Source organism: Leifsonia sp. NPDC058292, from assembly GCF_042880955.1.
In the GTDB taxonomy this organism is placed as follows: Bacteria; Actinomycetota; Actinomycetes; order Actinomycetales; family Microbacteriaceae; genus Leifsonia.
This window is the reverse complement of the sequence record NZ_JBHVYL010000004.1, coordinates 24265-44229: the sequence shown is the minus strand read 5'-3', so window position 1 is coordinate 44229 and position 19965 is coordinate 24265. Positions and strand designations below refer to the sequence as shown.

Annotated in this window: 20 protein-coding genes; 9 read left to right on the top strand and 11 right to left on the bottom strand. The window is 68.3% G+C overall.

All coding sequences use genetic code 11. The features are described 5' to 3' along the window. Positions 1 to 3 precede the first annotated feature (3 nt). From ACFVWR_RS04440 to ACFVWR_RS04415, 6 genes are all read right to left on the bottom strand, one after another. Positions 4 to 963, bottom strand: a complete 960-nt coding sequence (locus ACFVWR_RS04440; RefSeq protein ID WP_387208417.1) for a carbohydrate kinase family protein — start codon at positions 961 to 963, stop codon at positions 4 to 6. Then, the gene (locus ACFVWR_RS04435) at positions 960 to 1853 is read right to left on the bottom strand and encodes a carbohydrate ABC transporter permease (protein ID WP_387208415.1); all 894 of its coding nucleotides are present in this window, start codon (positions 1851 to 1853) and stop codon (positions 960 to 962) included. Before ACFVWR_RS04435 ends, ACFVWR_RS04440 begins: the two co-directional genes overlap by 4 nt. After that, a complete protein-coding gene (locus tag ACFVWR_RS04430; protein WP_387208413.1) occupies positions 1853 to 2800 on the bottom strand; it encodes a carbohydrate ABC transporter permease in 948 nt (315 codons plus the stop codon). The genes ACFVWR_RS04435 and ACFVWR_RS04430 overlap by 1 nt, the downstream gene beginning before the upstream one ends. Positions 2801 to 2819: 19 nt before the next feature. After that, positions 2820 to 4151, bottom strand: a complete 1332-nt coding sequence (locus ACFVWR_RS04425) for an ABC transporter substrate-binding protein (protein ID WP_387208411.1) — start codon at positions 4149 to 4151, stop codon at positions 2820 to 2822. A 62-nt stretch (positions 4152 to 4213) separates the two neighbouring features. After that, entirely contained in the window at positions 4214 to 5095 is an 882-nt protein-coding gene (locus tag ACFVWR_RS04420; protein WP_387208409.1) for an SIS domain-containing protein, read from the bottom strand. A 149-nt stretch (positions 5096 to 5244) separates the two neighbouring features. Continuing rightward, positions 5245 to 6546, bottom strand: a complete 1302-nt coding sequence (locus ACFVWR_RS04415; RefSeq protein WP_387208407.1) for an alpha-glucosidase/alpha-galactosidase — start codon at positions 6544 to 6546, stop codon at positions 5245 to 5247. Positions 6547 to 6646: 100 nt separating this feature from the next. Here ACFVWR_RS04415 and ACFVWR_RS04410 point away from each other — a divergent pair, with 100 nt between their 5' ends. Further along, positions 6647 to 7465, top strand: coding sequence for a DeoR/GlpR family DNA-binding transcription regulator (locus tag ACFVWR_RS04410; protein WP_387208405.1), 819 nt, complete (start codon positions 6647 to 6649; stop codon positions 7463 to 7465). Positions 7466 to 7486: 21 nt separating this feature from the next. Here the strand turns inward: ACFVWR_RS04410 and msrA are convergent, their stop codons facing one another. The 3 genes from msrA to ACFVWR_RS04395 all read right to left on the bottom strand — a co-directional run bounded on the left by msrA (position 7487) and on the right by ACFVWR_RS04395 (position 9765). Then, positions 7487 to 8011 carry a peptide-methionine (S)-S-oxide reductase MsrA gene (msrA, locus tag ACFVWR_RS04405; protein WP_387208403.1) on the bottom strand — a complete coding sequence of 175 codons (525 nt, stop codon included), beginning with the start codon at positions 8009 to 8011 and terminating at the stop codon, positions 7487 to 7489. After that, positions 8008 to 8469, bottom strand: coding sequence for a peptide-methionine (R)-S-oxide reductase MsrB (msrB, locus tag ACFVWR_RS04400; protein ID WP_387208401.1), 462 nt, complete (start codon positions 8467 to 8469; stop codon positions 8008 to 8010). The genes msrA and msrB overlap by 4 nt, the downstream gene beginning before the upstream one ends. 99 nt (positions 8470 to 8568) lie before the next feature. Further along, positions 8569 to 9765: a mechanosensitive ion channel family protein gene (locus ACFVWR_RS04395; RefSeq protein WP_387208399.1), complete on the bottom strand. Its 1197-nt coding sequence runs from the start codon at positions 9763 to 9765 to the stop codon at positions 8569 to 8571. 119 nt (positions 9766 to 9884) lie between these two features. On the opposite strand from ACFVWR_RS04395, the gene ACFVWR_RS04390 reads away from it, so the two are divergent. Then, positions 9885 to 10880, top strand: a complete 996-nt coding sequence (locus tag ACFVWR_RS04390; RefSeq protein ID WP_387208397.1) for an SDR family oxidoreductase — start codon at positions 9885 to 9887, stop codon at positions 10878 to 10880. 4 nt (positions 10881 to 10884) lie between these two features. Here the strand turns inward: ACFVWR_RS04390 and ACFVWR_RS04385 are convergent, their stop codons facing one another. Beyond that, entirely contained in the window at positions 10885 to 11418 is a 534-nt protein-coding gene (locus tag ACFVWR_RS04385; RefSeq protein ID WP_387208395.1) for a hypothetical protein, read from the bottom strand. Positions 11419 to 11592: 174 nt separating this feature from the next. Here ACFVWR_RS04385 and ACFVWR_RS04380 point away from each other — a divergent pair, with 174 nt between their 5' ends. From ACFVWR_RS04380 to ACFVWR_RS04350, 7 genes are all read left to right on the top strand, one after another. Then, a complete protein-coding gene (locus tag ACFVWR_RS04380; RefSeq protein WP_387208393.1) occupies positions 11593 to 12780 on the top strand; it encodes an ROK family protein in 1188 nt (395 codons plus the stop codon). 90 nt (positions 12781 to 12870) lie between these two features. Then, on the top strand, positions 12871 to 14208 hold the full coding sequence (locus tag ACFVWR_RS04375; protein ID WP_387208391.1) for an extracellular solute-binding protein: 1338 nt from the start codon (positions 12871 to 12873) through the stop codon (positions 14206 to 14208). A 2-nt stretch (positions 14209 to 14210) separates the two neighbouring features. Beyond that, a complete protein-coding gene (locus tag ACFVWR_RS04370; RefSeq protein ID WP_387208389.1) occupies positions 14211 to 15191 on the top strand; it encodes a carbohydrate ABC transporter permease in 981 nt (326 codons plus the stop codon). Next, positions 15188 to 16084: a carbohydrate ABC transporter permease gene (locus ACFVWR_RS04365; protein ID WP_387208387.1), complete on the top strand. Its 897-nt coding sequence runs from the start codon at positions 15188 to 15190 to the stop codon at positions 16082 to 16084. Before ACFVWR_RS04370 ends, ACFVWR_RS04365 begins: the two co-directional genes overlap by 4 nt. Positions 16085 to 16090: 6 nt before the next feature. After that, positions 16091 to 17362 carry a 6-phospho-beta-glucosidase gene (locus ACFVWR_RS04360; RefSeq protein ID WP_387208385.1) on the top strand — a complete coding sequence of 424 codons (1272 nt, stop codon included), beginning with the start codon at positions 16091 to 16093 and terminating at the stop codon, positions 17360 to 17362. Then, on the top strand, positions 17359 to 18363 hold the full coding sequence (locus ACFVWR_RS04355) for an N-acetylglucosamine kinase (protein ID WP_387208383.1): 1005 nt from the start codon (positions 17359 to 17361) through the stop codon (positions 18361 to 18363). Before ACFVWR_RS04360 ends, ACFVWR_RS04355 begins: the two co-directional genes overlap by 4 nt. A 27-nt stretch (positions 18364 to 18390) precedes the next feature. Next, the gene (locus ACFVWR_RS04350) at positions 18391 to 19083 is read left to right on the top strand and encodes a protein-L-isoaspartate(D-aspartate) O-methyltransferase (protein WP_387208381.1); all 693 of its coding nucleotides are present in this window, start codon (positions 18391 to 18393) and stop codon (positions 19081 to 19083) included. Positions 19084 to 19122: 39 nt separating this feature from the next. On the opposite strand, the gene ACFVWR_RS04345 is transcribed toward ACFVWR_RS04350, so the two are convergent. After that, positions 19123 to 19914, bottom strand: coding sequence for a gamma-glutamyl-gamma-aminobutyrate hydrolase family protein (locus tag ACFVWR_RS04345; RefSeq protein ID WP_387208379.1), 792 nt, complete (start codon positions 19912 to 19914; stop codon positions 19123 to 19125). Positions 19915 to 19965: the final 51 nt, after the last annotated feature.

The following is a 19965-nucleotide window of genomic DNA, read 5'->3' as shown; positions in this document are numbered from 1 at the left end:
TCGTCAGACGAGCGCGGTGCTGAGCTCCGCCTCGGTCGCCTGCTCGGCCGTTCCCCCGATGCCGCGCACCGAGAGGGACCCTGCCGTGGCGGCCCAGCGCAGCCGGCCTTCCTCGGTACCAACGCCGCTCAGCATCGCCGCGAGGTAGCCGGCGTCGAAGCTGTCACCGGCGCCCGTGGTGTCGACCACGTCGAGCACGAGACCCGGCGCTCCGGCCGTGCGCGCCGCATCCTCATACGCGATACCGCCCTCGGCGCCCGCCTTCACCACGACCCGGCAGCCCAGGGCCGAGAGGATCGCGCCGGCGTCGTCGAGCGAGTCGACCGGCCGGTCGGCGATGGACCCGGCGATCGCCCGCGCCTCCTCGTCGTTGGGCAGGAAGACTGTGAGGCTGGGCAGCACCTCGCTGAGACCGTCCCACCGTTCGGCCGGATCCCAATTGGTGTCGAGGCTGGTCGTCACCGCGCGATCACCCAGCCAGCCGAGCAACGACGGGAGTTCCGCGGCCAGGGACGGCTGCAGGAAATACGACGCGATGTGCACATGGCGTGGTCGCAACCGCTCGACGGCCGCGCGCACGGTCGCCGCGTCGAGCAACGGGATGGTGCCGGGTAGCGTCAGGATCGCACGGTCGCCCGGCTGCGCGAGAACGACCGAGAGACCGGTCGGCACGTCGCCGCGTTCGACGATCGCCGACACATCGACGCCGCGTTCCTCGAGCCTGTGGAGAACGACATCGCCGAAACCGTCCCGGCCGACCACCGAGACGAGTGCGGTGCGCATCCCGAGTCGGGCGAGGCCGCAGGCGACGATCGCCGCGCTTCCGCCCAGCACGAGCTCCGCCGCATCGAGAAGCTGCTCGGCCTGACCGAACCGCGGCACAGTGTCGCCGGTGAGCAACAGGTCGGGGTTGGCGTCGCCGACGACGAGCACGTCCACCGCGGGTGTGTGGCTCGCGCTCATCCCTTCAGCCCGGAGAACGTCATGGTGGCGATGAACTGCCGCTGCGCGAACAGGAAGAACAGGATCAACGGCAGCGTCGCCACGACGTTGCCCGCCATGATCAGGCTCCAGTCGGTCTGGTGGGCTCCCTGGAAGTTCGCGATCCCGAGCTGCAGCGTGAACGACTGCTGGTTGTTGATCGCGATGAGCGGCCAGACGAGGTCGTTCCACGCGCCGAGGAGGGTGAAGATCGCGAGGGTCGCGAGCGCGGGACGGGCCAGCGGCAGCACGATGCGGAAGAAGACCTGCCAGCGGTTGCACCCGTCGATCGCGCCGGCCTCCTCGAGCTCTGCCGGGAGCGACAGGAAGAACTGGCGCATCAGGAAGATGCCGAATGCGGTGGCCAGCCACGGCACGATCGCGGCGCCGAGGCCGTTCAGCAGGCCGAGCGTCGCGAACAGGATGTAGGTCGGGATCATCAGCAGCTGGGTCGGGATCATGATGGTCGCGAGGATCATCAGAAAGCCGAAGTTGCGGCCGGCGAACTTCAGTCGCGCGAATCCATAGCCCGCCAGAGAGCACAGCACCAGGTTCGACACGATGGCGGTGCCGGAGACCAGCACCGTGTTGCCCAGCCAGAGCAGGATGTCCGTCTGCCCGAACAGCTTCGCGTACCCATCGATCGTCAGGTGCGACGGGATGAACGGCGGCGGAAAGGCCACGAGCTCCTTCGCGGGAGAGAACGACGCCAGCGCCATCTGCACGAACGGGATGAGGAACAGGAGTGCGATCGGGAACAGCACGAAATGCCAGCCGCTGATGCGCCGCTTGCGCTTGCGGGACTCGGCCGGCAGGCGAGACGCCACCTGCTCCGACGAGGTCACCACTTCGGTCAGAACGCTGTTGCTCATCAGAACGCCTCCGAACCTCTGCGCCGCGAATACACGACGACGACGATCGTGATCAGCAGCGTCGCGGCGAACAGCACATACGCCGCCGCCGAACCGTACCCGAACTGGAGCGACCGGAAGGCCTTCTCGTACAGGAAGTACACGATCGTCTTGGTGGCGTCCAGTGGGCCGCCCCGAGTCGTCGTGTAGACGAGGTCGAAGAGCTGGATCGCCTGGATGGTCTGCCAGATCGTCACGAAGACCGTCACCGGTGCGAGCTGCGGCCATACGATGCGCCAGAAGGTCTGCCACGGGTTCGCGCCGTCGATGCGCGCCGCCTCGATGAGGTCGGCGGGCACATCCTGCAGCGCCGCCAGGTAAATGACGGTGGTGAACGCCGCCGACCCCCAGAGCGACATGATCGCGATCACGAGCATGGCCTGGTGAGGATCGTCGAGCCACCCCTGCTGCGGCAGATGCAGCACCCGGAGCACGTTGTTGACCAGACCGAACTGCGGGCTGAACAGGTAGGTCGACAGGATGCCCGTCGAGGCGGCCGACGCCACGAACGGCACGAAGATGGCCGTGCGGTAGAAGCCCATCCAGCGGATGCGGCGGTTCAGGGCGACGGCCAGGAACAGCCCGACGAGCACGGACGCGGGCACGAACAGGATCGTGTAGCCGAACGTGTTGCCGACCGCGTTCCAGAAGTCGGCGTCGCTCACGAGTGCCGCGTAGTTCGCGCCGCCGACGAACTTCGCCTCGCTGAAGCCGTCCCAGCTCTGCAGCGACAGGATGAACGCCCACACCGCGGGGAAGATCGAGAGACCGAGGATGATGATCGTCGCCGGGGCGACGAACCCCCAGCCCGTCAGAGCCGACAGGAGTCCTTTGCGGCGGCGGGGGCGGCGGTTGTTCGCCGCCTCCGGCCTCGTGCCCCGGATCGCCGGAGCGGCAGTGTTCGCCATCCGTATCCCTCGCCCGGCTCTACTTCGTCATCTCGGAGTCGGCGGTCTTCGCGGCCTGCTCGAGCGCCGTCTTCGGATCGCCGTCGCCTTGCAGCACCGACGAGATCGCCTTGCCGATGGCCACGGAGAGGGCCGCGTAGCCCTTGGTGGTCGGGCGGGTCTCCTTCACGTTCTTCGAGTTCGCGACGAAGACGTCGTAGCCCGGGTACTGCGCCGACTCCTTGGCGACCGCATCCGATGACGCCTCCGAGGATCGCAGCGGCAGGTTACCGACGGCCACGTTGAAGCGCTCGTCCTGCTCGGCCGAGGTCAGCCACTGGGCGAACTGCGTCGTCCAGTATGCGCGGTTCTTGTCCTTGTGATCGAACAGCGCCCAGATGTCGGGACCCGACACGGTCTGGTGGTCGCCGTCGGTACCGGGCAGCTGCACGACCCCGTACTTGGTGCCGCCGATCTTGAGGTCGGAGAGCTGCCACGGGCCTGAGGTGATCATGCCGATGCGGTCGCTGACGAACAGCTGCCCGAACTTCGTGTCGGTCTGGTCGAGGTAGACGCTCTTGTCGTCGACGGCCATCGACTTCAGCAACGTCAGCGCGTCGACGCCGGCGGTGGAGGCGAACTCGGCCTTCTTGCCGTCTTCGGAGAGGATCGATCCACCGTTCTGCCAGAGGTGCGGCCAGAACTGCCAGGTCGTCTCCTCGCTTCCGGAGACCGAGTATCCGTAGCCGTAGACGTGGTTCGCACTGTCGGTCAGCTTCTTGGCCGCGGCGCGGAAATCATCCCAGGTCCAGTCGGCGGTCGGGTATGCGAGGCCGGCCTTGTCGAACAGGGTCTTGTTGTAAAGCAGGCCGATGTTGTCGACGACCGCGGGAAAACCGATGACCTTCTTGCCGGTCGGCTGCGCCGTACCCCGCGCCGCCGCCGTGAACTCATCCCACTTCACGGCCGGCTTCTCGATCTCGCTCGAGATGTCGAGCGTGCGGCCGGAGGCCTCCAGCTGTCCGGCCCAGGAGCCGAAGGCGTATGACATGTCCGGATACTGGTTGCCTGCGAACCCGGCCGAGAGCTTCTGCAGCAGCTGGTCCGTCGAAGACGCGCCGGGCGAGAGATCGATCGTGACGTTGGGGTGGTCTTTCTCGAACTCCTTCGCCAGCCCTTCGATGGCCTTCTGGGCGGCGTCGACCTGGCCGGACCAGACCTCGATGGTGACCTTGGCCTTCGTGTCGAGGGTCGTCGCTCCGCCGGAGCCGCTGCATCCCGCGAGGGTGACCGCCAGCGACGCGGCCGCGATCACGCCTGCGACGCGCAGCGTCCTCCTCGATCTCGGGGACTTGCTGAGTGGGAATGACATCTTCGGGTTCCTCTCTCGGTGCTGTGGGGCGCTTGCCTGCAAGCGGTGCGTTGACGCTCGGATCAGTTGAGGACGATCGAACGGGTGAGGTTGCGGGGTGTGTCCGGGTTGAGGCCGCGCTGCTCTGCGATCGCCACCGCCAGACGCTGCGCGAGCGCCAGCTCGATCAGGGGGTCGTGCTGCGACACGACGACCGTCGCGCCGGTGGCCTCGATGTCGTCGACCATCCCGGGCGCCTCGGGTCCGAAAATCCATACCACCGAGCGGTCGTCGGCCACGGCGAGGGGCCCGTGGCGGAAGTCGAGCTGGGGATACGACTCCGACCAGGCCTGCGCCGCCTCGCGGATCTTCAGCGCGGCCTCCTGCGCGAGCCCGTAGGTCCATCCGCTGCCGAGGTAGACGAAGTGCGACAGCGTCGACACGTCGAGCCGGGCGGGTTCGGCAAGCGCGGACTCCGCCTGCGCGGGAAGCGCACTCACGTCTTCGCCGAGCGCTGCGCGGGCGAGCACGAGGAACGTCGTCGGAAAGCGGGTCTGCACGACCGACTGCTCGTCGGCGAAGTCGAGCAGCAGCACGTCGTCGGCGCGCTCGGCGACGGGCGAGCCGGCGACACCGGTCACCGCGATCGTGCGCACGCCCTCCGGCAGCGCGTCGAGAGCGGCGATGACCTCGGTCGTGGTGCCGGAACGGCTGAGCGCGATCACCGCGTCATAGTCACGCCACGGCCACGGCTCCGACGCGTATGCGGCGTCGGTGACGCCGAAGCCCGCCGTCTCGCGCAGCGCGGCGAACGACTCGGCGACGAACGCCGAGGTGCCGCAGCCGATGACGAGCACTCGGGCTCCCGGCAGGGTGAGAAGCTCGGCCGCGCGCTCGACCTGAGTGTCGAGGGCCTGCGCCCACACACTCGGCTGGCTGTCGATTTCACGGGTGGTCAGTGACAAGGGATGCTCCTCGCGGATCGGATGGTACGAAGCGGCGTGCGCTCGGTGTTGGACTCATCATTGGCGTCCGGTGAGCGTTTGACAATGAAAATGTGCATATCGCTCAGTTCGGATGATTGTTTGTTGCAAACGTGTTTCGGGGCGTGTTCCTAGAGGGTGCCCCCAAGGGCCCTCGGGAGGTACTGCGCGTGGGCCGCGGTGAGGCGGTCGCACAGCGCCCAGATCTCCTCCGGGGTCAGCGTCGAGCTCGCGTTCGGATCGACCAGCACGGCCTGACGCACCCGCTCGGGGTCATTCGTGCGGGCCGCCTCGATCGTGAGCTCTGCGACCGACAGGTAGGTGCGGTTCAGCGCAGCGCCCTGGGTCGGCACGTCGCCGAAGGGCAGCGGATGCACTCCGTCGGCATCCACCGTGCTGGGCACCTCGACGACGGCGCCGTCGGGCAGGTTGCCGATGAGCCCGCGATTCACGACGTTGGCGTGGATCGTGCGCTCGGTTCCGGTGAGCATCGAGTGGATGATCTGCGGGGCGTACTCGGCCGCACCCTCCTCCAGCTCCAGTTGCTCGCCCGCGGCCAGTGCCGCCTTCGCGTGCTCGAACTCGGCGACGTTCTCCTCGGAGATGCCGATATATTCGAGCGGCTGGAGACGGAACCTCTCGATCTGCGCATCCGATCGCAGGAACCAGGAGAGGTACTCCGAGGAGTGCTCGCTGGTCTCCGTGGGGTAGAACCCGATGCGCTTGAAGATCTCGACCCGCACGCGACGCTCGAGCTCCGGGTCGCGGGCGATCGCCTCGCGCAGCAACGGGTAGAGGTCTTCGCCGTCGCGGGACCACTCGGTGAGCCACGCCTGGTGGTTCACTCCTGCCGCCCGGTAGTGCGTTCCCTCCATCGGAACGCCGATCAGGTCGCAGAGGTCATGCACCGTCCAGTAGACGCTGTGGCAGAGGCCGACGACCTTGAGGTCGGGCGCGACGACCGACAGCCACCAGACGTTCATCGCCATCGGGTTGGTGTAGTTCAGGAGCCACGCATCCGGGCACACATCGAGCATGTCGGCGGCGATGCCGGAGAGCACAGGGAAGGTGCGCAGGGCGCGGAACACGCCGCCGACTCCGGTGGTGTCGCCGATCGTCTGGCGTAGGCCCGCGGCCGCCGGGATCTCCAGATCGACCCGGGTCGCGGCGATACCGCCGACCTGGATCATGTTGATCGCGAAGTCTGCGCCGGTCAGCGCCTCGCGGCGGTCGAGAGTTGCGACGATCTCGGCCTCGCGGCCGAAGCGCCCGGCGACCTGCTCGGCCGTGGCCCGGGCGACCTCGAGGCGCTCGGCGTCGATGTCGTGGAGCACGATGCGCAGCGAGGGGAGGTCGTCGAATCGGAAGAGGTCGGCCAGGAGCTGTCGGGTGAAGACCACGCTGCCGGCGCCGAGGAAAACAATCTGAGGCATGGGGAGATCATCTTCTGCAATCTGCATTTCGCGCAATAGAATGAGCGAAATGCCGGAAAAGTAATCATCCGGACTGATCGATTCAACGAAAGGATGGCCGATGGTCGCTCCAGCGACGGAGACGCTCCTGGCTCACGTGACCTCCGGCCGCCGCGCCAAGCGGATGGTCGAGATCCTCGACCTGGTCTCCGACCGCGGCGCGATCTCGCTCGCCGAGCTGTCGGACACCCTCGGCATCTCTGCGGCGACCGCTCGCCGCGACCTGTCCGACCTCGCCGCTCAGAACCTGCTGCTGCGCACGCACGGCGGGGCGTCCGCCCTCGACCGCAGCCGAGAGCTGCCCGTCGCCCTTCGCGACACCCGGTTCCAGGATGCGAAGCGCGCGATCGCTCGCGCCATGGTCGAGCGCCTGCCCGCCGAGCGGTACGTGATCGCCCTCTGCGGCGGCACGACGACCGCCGGTGTCGCGCGCGAGCTGGCGAACCACCGCGACATCGCCGTGGTGACCAATTCGCTCACGATCGCCAGCCTGCTCTCCGGCTTCGCGGGGGTGCGTGTGGTGATGACGGGCGGGTTCCTGCGGCCGCAGTCCCTGGAGCTCGTGGGGGCGCTGGCCGAGAGCACCTTCAACTCCGTCAACGTTGGCACGGCGATCCTCGGCGCCGACGGCATCACCGCCGGCGCCGGGGTCACCACGCACGACGAGACCGAGGCGCGCACCAATCACGCGATGGTCGCAAAGGCCCAGCGCGCCGTGGTGGTGGCCGACGGCTCGAAGATCGGCCGCGTCGCTCTGGCGCAGTGCGCTCCGATCGACGAGATCGCGACCCTGATCACCGACAGCTCGGCCGATCCCGAGGAGCTGCAGCGTATCCGTGCGGCCGGCGTCGAGGTCGTCGTCGTCGACGCTGCACCCTGACGCCGGCCCGGCGGCCGGCGGTTAGCCCGCGACCTGCTCGCGGTGCGGCAGCTTCCAGCCGGGACGCACGTAGTGGCAGGTGTAGCCGTAAGGGATGCGCTCCAGGTAGTCCTGGTGCTCAGGCTCCGCCTCCCAGAACGGTCCCGCGGCAGACACCTCGGTGACGACCTTGCCCGGCCAGAGGCCGGAGGCGTCGACGTCGGCGATGGTGTCCTCCGCCACGCGCTTCTGCTCGTCGCTGGTGTAGAAGATCGCTGACCGGTAGCTCGTTCCCACGTCGTTGCCCTGGCGGTTCTTGGTGGACGGGTCGTGGATCTGGAAGAAGAACTCGAGGAGGTCGCGGTAGCTGATCGCGCTCGGGTCGAACACGATCTCGATCGCCTCGGCGTGGGTGCCGTGGTTGCGGTATGTGGCGTTCGCCACGTTGCCGCCGCTGTAGCCCACGCGCGTCTTCAGAACGCCGGGGCGCTTGCGGATGAGGTCTTGCACTCCCCAGAAGCAGCCTCCGGCGAGGATCGCGGTCTCGGTGGTGGGTGGTGTGGTCATCGGGTCGTCTCCTGGGTCTCGAAAAGCTGTCGGTAGTCGCCGTATCCCTCTGTCTCGAGGTCGGCGAGAGGGATGAAACGGAGAGCGGCGGAGTTGATGCAGTATCGCATCCCCCCGGCCTCGGCGGGGCCGTCGTCGAACAGGTGGCCGAGATGGCTGTCCCCGTGCTTCGACCGTACCTCGATGCGGGTCATGCCCCAGCTCCTGTCCTTCTTCTCGACGATGTTCGCCGGGTCGATGGGAACGGTGAAGCTCGGCCAGCCCGATCGGCTGTCGTACTTGTTCACGGAGGCGAAGAGCGGCTCGCCGCTCACGATGTCGACGTAGACGCCTGCATCCTTGCTGTCCCAGAACTCGTTGCGGAAGGCCGGCTCTGTCGCCGCCTCCTGCGTGACCTCGTACTGCCTCGGCGTGAGCCGGGTCACAGCATCCTGATCCTTGCGATACTCCTGTGTCACTGTGTCCTCCTCGGGTGGTGCGCCGCTGGCTGCGACGCCATACAGCAGCTACAACAAGGGTGTTACGGATTAAGTTCCGCGGGCAGACGACGGCTTCAGTCAGTTCACAGGGTCCCCCGGGTCGTCGTCGTCGACCCGCTGGATGGGGATGGATTCGGTGAACTGCGCGGCCCGCTGCTCGCCGTCCGGGGTTCCGCTGAAGAGGCGCGCTTCGTCGTCCGAACGGGCCCGGGCCGGCGGCACCACCTGCTGGGGCGGCTCCACCATCTCCACGCGGGTGCGCGGGAGCGACGCCGCGCTGTAGCGCTGCATCCAGTCGATCAGCCGCTCGCGCACGAGGCAGCGCAGATCGAACAGCGTCGGCGCGTCTCGGGCGGTGACCAGGATGCGCACGCGCACGAACCCGGCGACCGCATCCGTCACCTGCAGCACGCCTGTACGGCCGTCCCACAGGTCGGTGTCCGCCAGCACACGGTTGAGCTCGGAGCGCATGCCGCCCGGCGACACCCGCCAGTCGAGGTCGAACTCGACCGAGCCGAGCAGTTCGCTGTGCTGGCGGGTCCAGTTCTCGAACGGCTTCGTCGTGAAGTACGTCGACGGCAGAACGAGCCGCCTGTCGTCCCAGATGTGCACGACCACGTAGGTGAGCGTGATCTCCTCGATCGTTCCCCACTGCTGTTCGACGACCACCACATCGTCGATCCTGATCGCGTCGCTGAAGGCCAGCTGGATGCCCGCGAACAGGTTGGCGAGCGACGATTGCGCCGCGACACCCGCGATGATGCCGATGACGCCCGCGGATGCGAGGATGCTCGCCCCCGCCGCCTGCAGCGCGGGGAAAGTGAGCAGCACGGCGCCGAGACCGATTACCACGGCGGCGACGATCGTGAGCCGGCGGATGATCAGCACCTGCGTGCGCACTTTGCGCGCGTAGCGGTTGTCGGGAACGTCGAGGCGATAGCGCGCGAGCCCCAGATCCTCGAAGTACACGGCGAGCGCCGCCACCAGCCAGACGCCCGAGGCGATGGTGCCGATGAGGAAGGCGTGGGAGATCGCGTGGCGCCAGCCGTCACCCACCTCGGTCGGCAGCGCGATCGTCGCAGCGATCCAGAGCACGACGACGAGCAGAACGGCCCGGAACGGGATGCGCACGCGCCTGATCAGCAGTTTCGCCCAATCTTTGCGACGGGCGATGGCTCGGAACGGGATGCTGACGATTGCCGTGACGACGACCGCTGCCACGATCGCGAGAACGCACGCGAGGGCGAAACCGGGCCAGGAACGCAGGTCGAACACGGGGAAGGGACTCCTTCGGGTCGGGGATGAACGTGTCGCGCAGTGTACGCGCGCCCCACGGAGCCGTCGGCATCGCTACGCTGAAACTCCGCACCCGGCGATGAGCGAAGGAGCTTTGCATGGCAGCCACGAGGACACTCTTCATCGGCGGTACAGGGGTCATCAGTTCGGCCTGCGTCGCGCAGGCCGTCGACGCCGGCCACGAGGTGACCGTGATCAACCGCGGCACGTCGACCACTCGCTCGCTCCCACCCGGCGTCGAAGTGCTGCACGCCGACATCCGCGACCCGCAGAGTGTGCACGCCGTGCTCGGCGAGAGGAGCTTCGACGTCGCAGCCGAGTTCCTCGCCTTCACGCCGGAACACGTGCTCACCGACCTGGACCTGTTCGAAGGCAGGGTCGGTCAATACGTCTTCATCAGCTCGGCCTCGGCCTACCAGACTCCGCCGCAGCGGCTTCCCGTCACCGAGTCCACTCCCCTGCGCAACCCGTTCTGGCAGTATTCGCGCGACAAGATCGCCTGCGAAGACCTGCTCGTCGAGGCGTACCGCGAGCGTGGCTTTCCGATCACGATCGTGCGCCCGTCGCACACCTACGACCGCACCATGATCCCCACCAGCGGCGGCTGGACCGACCTCGACCGGATGCGCCGAGGAGCGCCCGTCATCGTGCACGGCGACGGCACGAGCCTGTGGACCATCACGCACAACACCGACTTCGCCGTCGCGTTCGTCGGGCTGCTGGGGCGCCCCGAGGCGATCGGCGAGGCGTTCCACATCACCTCCGACGAGGCGCCGACGTGGAACCAGATCTACTCCTACCTGGCCGAGGGTCTGGGAGTCGAGGCCGATCTCGTGCACGTGGCGAGCGCATCCATCGCCGCCGTCGTTCCCGACCTGGGCCCGGGGCTCATCGGCGACAAGGCCAACTCGATGGTGTTCGACAACAGCAAGGTGAAGACGCTCGTTCCCGAGTTCCAGGCGAAGACCCCGTTCGCCCGGGGAGCGGGCGAGATCGTCGAGTGGTTCCTGGCCGATCCCTCGCGCCAGGTGGTCGACCGCGACCTGGACGCCGCGTTCGACCACCTCGCCGACCGCGCCCGCGCTTTCGGCTGACGCCTTACTTCGAGTAGCTGCCCGAACCGGTCGGCGACGAGGTCGAGCCGATCTTGCTGCCGTCCGGAGCGACCGCCCACCAGATGCCGCCGAAGCCCTGACCGGTCACGTCTCCGGCGGACGAGTCGCCCGCGAAGGTGTAGAGCGGAAGACCGTCGACCGTGACCTGCCGCTTGCCGTCCGCGCCGGTGATCGTGCCGATCTTCCCGGTCACGCCGTCGACGCTCGGGCTCGCCGAATCCGCCACGACAGCCGGCCACTGGGCGACGCACGCTCCCGAGCAGGCGCTCTTTCCGGAGTTCGCGGTGTCTTTGTCGAACACGTAGACGGTGAGCCCGTGGCTGTCGACGAGCACCGTGCCGAGGGATGTGCTGGCCGTCGTGAGCACTGCGCCCGATGCCGACGATGACGCCGACGACGAGGACTGCGAGGTGGACGGCGACGCGCCGTAACCGCCACCGGCGCCGCTCGAGCATCCCGCGAGGGCGAGCAGTGCGATGGCGGCCCCCGCCACCCCGAGTCCGATTCTGTTCTTCATGAGTGATCCGTTCCGATTCCGGGGCGCATCCCGCCCCTCCCCTGACCACGAGACACGGCCCGCGCAGGTTCAGCTGCGTGTGCATCCGGTCGATCTCGAAACAGCATCTTTACTATTAAGAAACTTTACTGATACATTCACGGCACAGAATCGTTCCAACGAAGGGATGTGCGAATGGCCGCCAAGCCGGTGCCGGGAACCCCCTCCTGGCTGCGCGAGACCAACGACCGCACCGCCCTGTCGCTGCTGCTCGAACACGGCGCGCTCACCCGCAACCGCATCGGCGAGCTCTCCGGCCTCTCGAAGCCCACCGCCGCCCAGATGGTGTCGCGGCTCGAGACGGCGGGCCTCATCCACGCCGTCGGCGAGATATCGGGTGGGCGCGGCCCGAACGCCGCCAGCTACGCGGTGCGTACCGACCGGATGCTCGGCGTCGCGATCGACATCGACTCCCACGCGATGCGCTCGACGGTCGTCGACGCGAGCGGCCACGAGCACCCCATCGCGACGACCCAGTTGTCCCGTGCCGCCCGGGACCGCTCCCCCGAAGCCGATGTGCGCGCCGCGATCGACGCCGCGTGCCAGGCTGCCGGAATCGCGAGCGCCACGGTGGGTGCGGTCTGCATCGGCGTTCAGGGCGCGCTCGATCCGCGCACCGACGAGCTCAGCTTCATCGAGACTCTGCCCGGCTGGCCGAAGAAGGGCATCCGCAAGCACCTCGAAGACGCCATCGGCCTGTCGGTGCACATCGACAACGACGTGAACCTCGCTGCCATCGCCGAGCGCACCGACGGCGCCGGGCGCGACTCCGCCGGGTTCGCCCTCCTCTGGATGGGCGACGGCCTCGGCCTCTCCGTCGACCAGGCAGGTGCGGTTCACCGCGGGGCTTCCGGCGGCGCCGGCGAGATCGGCTATCTGCCGATCCCCCGCTCGGCGGCCGAGCTCGACCCCGCAGCAGAAGACCTTCAAGACCTCATCGGCGGTCCCGCCGTCGCCCGCATCGCCCGCGGTTTCGGGATGCGCGGCCGCAGCTATTCCGCGCTCGTCGCCGCGATTCCGTCCGCGCCCATGGCCGATCGCGAGGCGCTGCTGGCCGAACTCGCGCCCCGGGTCGCCGTCGGCGTCGTTCCCGTTCTCGCCCTCCTCGACCCGGAGCTCGTCGTACTGGGTGGGCCCACGGGAAGTGCCGGCGGCGCCAGGCTCGCCGAGCTCGTTGGCAAGCACCTCCGCAAGGCGTGGGGATCGTCGACGATCGTCGCCACCGCCGTTCCGCAGCATCCCGTTCTGCGCGGTGCTCGCGAACACCTGCTCGCGGAGGTGCGCACGGCGCTCTTCGCGGAAGTGTCGAGGATCTCCGCCTAGAGCTGTCCCGCACAGCTCCACCCAGCCGTACACCGCTCAGTCCGCAACCCGAGTGCACCACCACGATCAGGAATCAGTGAGGAAACCACCGTGAAACACCGTTCCCACCGCATCATGGCAGCTGTCGCGGTCACCGCAGCAGCCGCCCTGACCCTCGCCGGCTGCTCCGGCGGAGGCAGCAGCTCTTCGTTCGATTCGACCGCTCCCAAAGAGCTGTCGGGCACCGTCTCGTTCTGGCACTTCTTCTCCGACCGCGAGGCGAAAGTCATCCAGTCGGTCGTCGACGACTTCGAGAAGAAGAACCCCAAGATCAAGGTCGACGTGCACTCCGGGCAGGACGACGAGAAGCTCCGCAAGGCCATCGCCACCGGCAGCAAGGTCGACGTCGGCCTCAGCTACTCGACCGACATCGTCGGCAACTTCTGCTCCACCGGCGCTTTCCGCAGCCTCAACAAGGTGATCGAGCGCGACGGCGTCGACATGAGCCAGTTCTCCTCGACAGTGAAGAGCTACACGGAGTTCGACGGCACCCGCTGCGCGATGCCGATGCTCGCCGACGTCTACGGCCTCTACTACAACAAGGCGCTGCTCAAGGCGGCCGGGTTCACGGCTCCCCCGAAGACGCTCGGCGAACTCGAGACGATGGCCGACAAGCTGACCACCTTCAACCCTGACGGCTCCATCAAGACGCTCGGCTTCAATCCGACGATGGGCTGGTACGAGAACGCCGCATCCCACTACGGTCCGGCCGCCGGCGCGGACTGGCTCAAGGCCGACGGCACCAGCGCCATCAGCTCCTCGCCCGGCTGGACCGATCTCATAACGTGGCAGAAGGCATACGTCGACAAGATCGGCTGGGACAAACTGAACACCTTCACCTCCGGTCTCGGCCAGGAGTTCTCGGCCGACAACGCCTTCCAGAAGGGCCAGGTCGCCATGAACCTCGACGGCGAGTACCGCACCGCGTTCATCGCCGACCAGGCGAAAGACCTCGACTACGGCACCGCGCCGTTCCCCACCGCCGACGACCACACCGAGCTCTACGGCGGCGGCTACCTCACCGGCAACATCATCGGCATCTCGAAGGGGTCGAAGAACCCGGAGCTCGCCTGGGCGCTGCTCAAGTACCTCACGACAGACACGGATGCGCTGGTCAAGCTGGCCAACGGGCTGAAGAACGTGCCGACCACCACCGACGCGCTGAAGTCGCCCGACCTGGAGGTGTCGGAGCAGTACAAGACGTTCCTCGACATCGCCTCGAACGCCAACGTGGCCACCACCCCCGCCAGCCCGCTCGGCGCCGGCTACCAGCAGACCTTCCAGGACTGGTGGAACAAGTACCAGAGCGAGGGCGGCGACCTGGCGGCCGGGCTGAAGAGCGTCGACAAGCAGATCGACGACGCGCTCGCACTGACCACCGGTCCGTAGCGATGACGTCGACCATCGTGCGCGAGGGGCGGCCCGGCATCGCCGTCCGCCCCTCGCGGGCCCGCACCAAGCGCAAGCTCGTCACGCTGGCGCTGCTCGCCCCGGCGCTGCTCGGGCTGCTGATCTTCTTCGTGTACCCGTTGATCGCATCCGTGTACTACTCGTTCACCCGGTTCGACCTCGTCTCGCCGCCCGAGTGGATCGGCCTGCGCAACTACACCTACCTGTTCACGCAAGACCCGAACGTGTGGCAGGCCACGCTGAACACCCTGTGGTTCGTCGTGATCTGGGTTCCCGTGAAGATCGTGTTCGCGCTGCTGATCGCCGGTCTGCTCGCCCGGGCCAAGAAGGCGTCGGGAGTGTGGCGCACGCTGTTCTACCTGCCCGCACTCGTGCCGCCGGTGGCGAGCGTGGTGGCGTTCGTGTTCCTGTTCAACCCGGGAACCGGGCCCGTCAACCAGATCCTGAAGGCGTTCGGCATCCAGGGTCCGCTGTGGTTCAACGACCCGGCCTGGTCGAAACCGTCGCTGGTGCTGCTCGGCGTGTGGGTGATGGGCGACATCATGATCATCTTCCTCGCCTCGCTGCTCGACGTTCCTCGCGAGCAGTACGAGGCCGCGTCGCTCGATGGCGCGAACGGTCTGCAGCAGGTGCGCTACGTCACGTTCCCGAGCATCTCGCCGGTGCTGCTCTTCTCCGTGGTGACCGGGGTGATCGCCGCCATCCAGTACTTCACCGAGGCGGCCGTCGCCTCCGGGGTCGCCTCCGGGAAGGCGGTCGTGGGCGAAGGCATCGGCAACAACCTCGGCTACCCGAACGGGTCGCTGCTCACCTACACGCAATGGCTGTACGTGCGCGGTTTCAGTACGTACCAGCTGGGCTACGCCTCCGCGCTCGCGGTGCTGCTGTTCGTGGTCGCCAGCGTGATCCTCATCCTCCTGCTCCGCCGCTTCAAGGCGTTCACCCCGGAAGGCGCCCAATGACCTCCGCTACCCTCACGCGGTCGAAGACGGTGGTTCCGCCGTCGCCGTCGCGCAAGAAGCCCCGCCGGCGCGGAACTGCGCTCTTCGCCTGGATCGCCGAGCACACCGTGCTCGTCGCCCTCGGCATCCTGTTCGTCGCCCCGATCGTCTTCGTGGCCCTCACCTCGCTGATGGGCAGCGATCAGACGCTCACCGCATCCCTCTGGCCGAACCCGTTCCGCTGGGACAATTACGTGACCGTGTTCACCACGGTCCCGCTGCTCCAGTGGTTCGGCAACTCGGCGCTGTACGCGGTGCTGGCGACGGTGTTCATGCTCGTGTCGAGCGTTCCGGCGGCCTACGCGCTGGCCAAGATCAAGTTCCGCGGCGCGAACGTGCTCTTCACCGTGATCATCATCGCGATGCTGCTGCCGCCGCAGGTGACCGCCATCCCGATCTACGTCATGTGGTCGAACCTCGGGCTCACCGGCTCCCTCTGGCCGCTCATCCTGCCGAACCTGCTGGGCGACGCGTTCTCGATCTTTCTGCTGCGCCAGTTCTTCCTCACCATCCCCACCGAGTACGCGGACGCGGCCCGCATCGACGGCAACGGCGAGTTCGGCGTGCTGTGGCGTGTCGTGCTGCCGATGGCCAAGCCTGGCATCGCCGCCACCGCGATCTTCATGTTCTTCAACTCGTGGAACGACTACTACGGTCCGCTGCTGTACACCTCGGAGAATCCGGACTCTTGGCCCGTCGCCTACGGTCTGGCGTCTTTCCGCGGAGTCCACGGCACCGATTGGGGGCTCACGATGGCGATGACGATGCTCGTCACCATCCCCGTCGTGCTCATCTTCTTCTTCGCCCAACGCGTGTTCGTCGAGGGCATCACACTCACAGGCGTGAAGGGATAACCAGCTGTGAAACTCACTGTCGTCGGTGGAGGCTCGACCTACACCCCCGAACTGATCGACGGGTTCGCCCGGATGCGCGACGTGCTGCCGATCGAGGAGTTGTGGCTCGTCGACACCGACCCCGAACGACTTCGCCTGGTCGGAGGCATGAGCGAACGGATGTTCCGCGCCGCCGGCCACACCGGACGCATCGTGCCCACCGACGACCTCGTCGCGGGCGTCTCCGACGCGGATGCGGTGCTCATCCAGCTGCGCGTCGGCGGCCAGGCCGCCCGCCACGGAGACGAGACTTTTCCGCACGAGTGCGGCTGCATCGGCCAGGAGACCACCGGTCCGGGAGGTTTCGCGAAGGCGCTGCGCACCGTTCCCGTGGTGCTGCGGGTCGCGGATGCCGTACGCGCGCACGCCAAGCCGGACGCCTGGATCGTCGACTTCACCAACCCTGTCGGCATCGTCACGCGTGCGCTGCTGCAGGAGGGCCATCGCGCGGTGGGCCTCTGCAACGTCGCCATCGGGTTCCAGCGCCGGTTCGCGAGCCTGCTCGGCGTCGACCACACCGCGATCACGCTCGGTCATGTCGGCCTCAACCACCTCACCTGGGAGCGCGCGGCCTACGTGACGGATGCGGAGGGCACCCACGATGCGCTGCCCGCCATCATCGAGTCGCGGCTCGCCGAGCTGGCCGAGGAGATCGAGCTGCCAGCACCCCTGATCACCATGCTCGGCTCGGTGCCCTCCTACTACCTCCGGTATTACTACGCGCACGACGAGGTGCTGCGCGAGCAGCTGGATTCCCCGACCCGGGCCGAGGCCGTGCAGGAGGTCGAGCGCGCGCTGCTCGAGCTCTACGCCGACCCGCGCGTCGACACCAAGCCGGAGGCTCTGGCGAAGCGCGGCGGAGCCTTCTACTCCGAAGCCGCCGTCGATCTGATCGCGTCTCTGCGCAGCGACCGCGGCGACACGCAAGTGGTCAACCTGCGCAACAGCGGATCGCTGCCGTTCCTCCCCGACGACCACGTCATCGAGGTGCCCGCGATCGTCGGCTCCTCCGGTGTGACGGCCCTGCCGGTCGAACCGCTTCCCGACGATCTGCGCGGGCTCATCTCGCACGTCGCGGGGTACGAGCGGCTCGCGCTGGATGCGGCCGTGCACGGCGGCCGCGAGCGTGTCGTGCGGGCGATGCTGGCGCATCCGCTGGTCGGCCAGTACGACCGCGCAGAGAGGCTCACCGACCTGCTGCTGGCGAACAACCGGCAGCACCTGGCGTGGGCGAGATGACTGGTTCATCCGGCGGCGCCCCGGTCGTGATCGCGGTCGACGGCGGCGGATCGAAGACGGATGCGGTGGCCATCGACCTCGACGGAACGGTGCTCGCCGGCGTTCGGGGCACCACCTCCAGCCCGCACATCGTCGGGGTGACCCGGGCGGTGAGCCTGATCGACGGGCTCATCGGCGAACTGCTCACCCGTATCGGCCCGAGAACGCTCGCCGCCACCGGGGTCTACGTCTCCGGCATCGACCTGCCGGCGGAGGTGACAGCCTTTCGGGCGGCCATCGCCGACCGTGCCTGGGCGGACGCCGTGATCGACAACGACCTCTTCGCGCTCCTCCGCGCCGGAACGGACGAGCCGGATGCGGTGGCTGTGGTCTGCGGCACCGGCATCAACTGCGTCGGCGTGCGCGCCGACGGCGAGGTGGTGCGCTATCCGTCGCTCGGCATGATCTCGGGCGACTGGGGCGGCGGCTGGCACCTCGGCGAGCAGGCGCTCTGGCACGCCGCGCGCGCCGTCGACGGCCGCGGGCCCGCCACGACGCTGGTGTCGGCGATCCCGCTGGTCTTCGGTCTCGACTCCCTCCCGTCGGTGATCGAAGCGCTGCACTTCGAGCGCATCCCGAACTCCGACCTGTCGCTCGTCTCGCCCGCGGTGTTCGAGGCCGCCCGCGCCGGGGATGCGGTGGCCGCGTCGCTCGTCGATCGGCAGGCCGAGGAGATCGTGGCTTTCGCCGTCGCCACGCTCCGTCGCCTCGACCTCCTCGACCGGCCGGTTCCCGTGGTGCTCGGCGGCGGAGTGATCGGCGCGGGAGACGACCGCCTGCTCACCGCGATCGAACGGGGACTCACGGAGAGCGCCCCGCTCACACGTATCGAGCTGGTCACGGCCGCGCCCATCCTGGGTGCCGCGCTCCTCGCTCTGGAGGCTGCGGGCGCTCCCGCGGCGGTGCTGCACGCGGCGCGCGCTGCGCTCACGGCCGGTCAGGCCGCGGTGCCGGTGGGGTGACTGTGCCGGTGGGGTGACGGCGGCGGCGTGCGGTGGTTCACTTGCCAGCAGGAGGCAGCGACGCAGACGGATCACGAGGGCGGACGCAGGCGGATGGTCGAGCAGCAGCTCGTGCCCCGCGGGATCGACGACGCCCGCGTGCTCGATGCCATGGGTCGCGTCCCGCGCCACCTCTTCGTGCCGCCCGAGGAGGCCGCATACGCATACGCCGACCGCCCGCTCCCGATCGGCGACGGTCAGACCATCTCGCAGCCGTACATCGTCGCGCTCATGCTGCAGGAGGCGCGCATCCTGCCGGAGAACACAGTGCTCGACGTCGGAACCGGCTCGGGCTACGCCGCGGCGGTGGCCTCAGAACTGGCGGCCAGGGTGATCAGCATCGAGCGGCATCCCGGCCTCGCAAGCGAAGCCGCGCGCACGCTCGCTGCCCTCGGCTACCCGGTACGCGTGGTCACCGGCGACGGTTCGCTCGGCTGGCCGGACTCCGCCCCATACGACGTGATCCTCGCCGCCGCCACCGGACCGCGGGTGCCGCCGGCCTGGCTCGATCAGCTGGCCGACGACGCCCGCGTCGTTATGCCGGTCGGCGCACCTGGCCGCGCCCAACACCTCGCGCTGTTCACCCGCGACGCCGACGGCGGCCTCACGGAGACGAACCTCGGCGCCGTCTCGTTCGTCCCGCTGCTCGGCGAACAGGCCTGGCCGGGCGACGCCCGATAGCGAGCCCCAGCCGAGCGCCGAGGGGCGAGTTGTTGCGAGCTAGGCGACTCTTCTGCTCGCAACAACTCGCCTCTCGTCGGGGATGAGTTGTGCCGCGCGGGCGTCACTGCGGTCGAGGGATGCGAGCAGTCCGACCAGCTGGCCGACCGGCGCTCCCGGGTCTTCCGGGTGCCACTGCACGCCGATCACGGGCGCGCTGACGTGTTCGAGAGCTTCGACGTGTCCGTCGGGCGCGCGTCCCGTGACGACCAGGTTCTCGCCGACGGCGTCGACGGCCTGGTGGTGCGCGCTCTGCACCGCGACCGTGTCGGCCTCCAGCAGGCCCGAGATCAGGCTTCCGGCTGCGAGATGCACCGGATGCGTCGCCATGACCTCGCGGATCGGCACGCCGTGGTTCTTGTGCCGGCTCTCTTCGCCGAGGTGCTGCACCAGGCTTCCGCCCAGGGCGACGTTGATGATCTGCAGTCCGCGGCAGATGCCGAGCAGCGGTGTGTTGCGCTCGATCGCGCGGTGCACGAGAGCGATCTGGGCCGCATCGGCCGCGACGAGGTGACGACTCTCGCCCTCGTACCCGTCCGCCGCCCCATAGAAGGCGGGAGCGATGTCTTCGCCGCCCATGATGAGCACGGCGTCGGCATCCTCGGCACCTGCGAGCAGAGCATCCGTGCCCTGATCGGCGGCGAGTCTGGTGACCGTCCAGCCCTGGCGCTCGGCTTCCGCGATGGCCGAGCCGACCAGAACCTGAACGTAGTCGTGGTACTCGCGGTCGTGCGCTCGGAAGCGGGTCGCCTCGACCACGGCGAGCGAGCGGAGGGGGCGCTGGATGCTCATCCGAGTGCTCCTCTCCCTGTGGCTTCGGCGGCTGGGCGCTGGGTGCGCACG

Excerpts from the sequence above, each read along its gene's own strand:
- msrA (WP_387208403.1), bottom strand. The coding sequence starts at position 8,011 with ATGACCACACCACCCACCACCGAGACCGCGATCCTCGCCGGAGGCTGC.
- ACFVWR_RS04345 (WP_387208379.1), bottom strand. The coding sequence starts at position 19,914 with ATGAGCATCCAGCGCCCCCTCCGCTCGCTCGCCGTGGTCGAGGCGACC.
- ACFVWR_RS04425 (WP_387208411.1), bottom strand. The coding sequence starts at position 4,151 with ATGTCATTCCCACTCAGCAAGTCCCCGAGATCGAGGAGGACGCTGCGC.
- ACFVWR_RS04390 (WP_387208397.1), top strand. The coding sequence starts at position 9,885 with ATGGCAGCCACGAGGACACTCTTCATCGGCGGTACAGGGGTCATCAGT.
- ACFVWR_RS04430 (WP_387208413.1), bottom strand. The coding sequence starts at position 2,800 with ATGGCGAACACTGCCGCTCCGGCGATCCGGGGCACGAGGCCGGAGGCG.
- ACFVWR_RS04355 (WP_387208383.1), top strand. The coding sequence starts at position 17,359 with ATGACTGGTTCATCCGGCGGCGCCCCGGTCGTGATCGCGGTCGACGGC.
- ACFVWR_RS04385 (WP_387208395.1), bottom strand. The coding sequence starts at position 11,418 with ATGAAGAACAGAATCGGACTCGGGGTGGCGGGGGCCGCCATCGCACTG.
- ACFVWR_RS04435 (WP_387208415.1), bottom strand. The coding sequence starts at position 1,853 with ATGAGCAACAGCGTTCTGACCGAAGTGGTGACCTCGTCGGAGCAGGTG.
- ACFVWR_RS04415 (WP_387208407.1), bottom strand. The coding sequence starts at position 6,546 with ATGCCTCAGATTGTTTTCCTCGGCGCCGGCAGCGTGGTCTTCACCCGA.
- ACFVWR_RS04380 (WP_387208393.1), top strand. The coding sequence starts at position 11,593 with ATGGCCGCCAAGCCGGTGCCGGGAACCCCCTCCTGGCTGCGCGAGACC.
- ACFVWR_RS04410 (WP_387208405.1), top strand. The coding sequence starts at position 6,647 with ATGGTCGCTCCAGCGACGGAGACGCTCCTGGCTCACGTGACCTCCGGC.
- ACFVWR_RS04370 (WP_387208389.1), top strand. The coding sequence starts at position 14,211 with ATGACGTCGACCATCGTGCGCGAGGGGCGGCCCGGCATCGCCGTCCGC.
- ACFVWR_RS04440 (WP_387208417.1), bottom strand. The coding sequence starts at position 963 with ATGAGCGCGAGCCACACACCCGCGGTGGACGTGCTCGTCGTCGGCGAC.
- ACFVWR_RS04365 (WP_387208387.1), top strand. The coding sequence starts at position 15,188 with ATGACCTCCGCTACCCTCACGCGGTCGAAGACGGTGGTTCCGCCGTCG.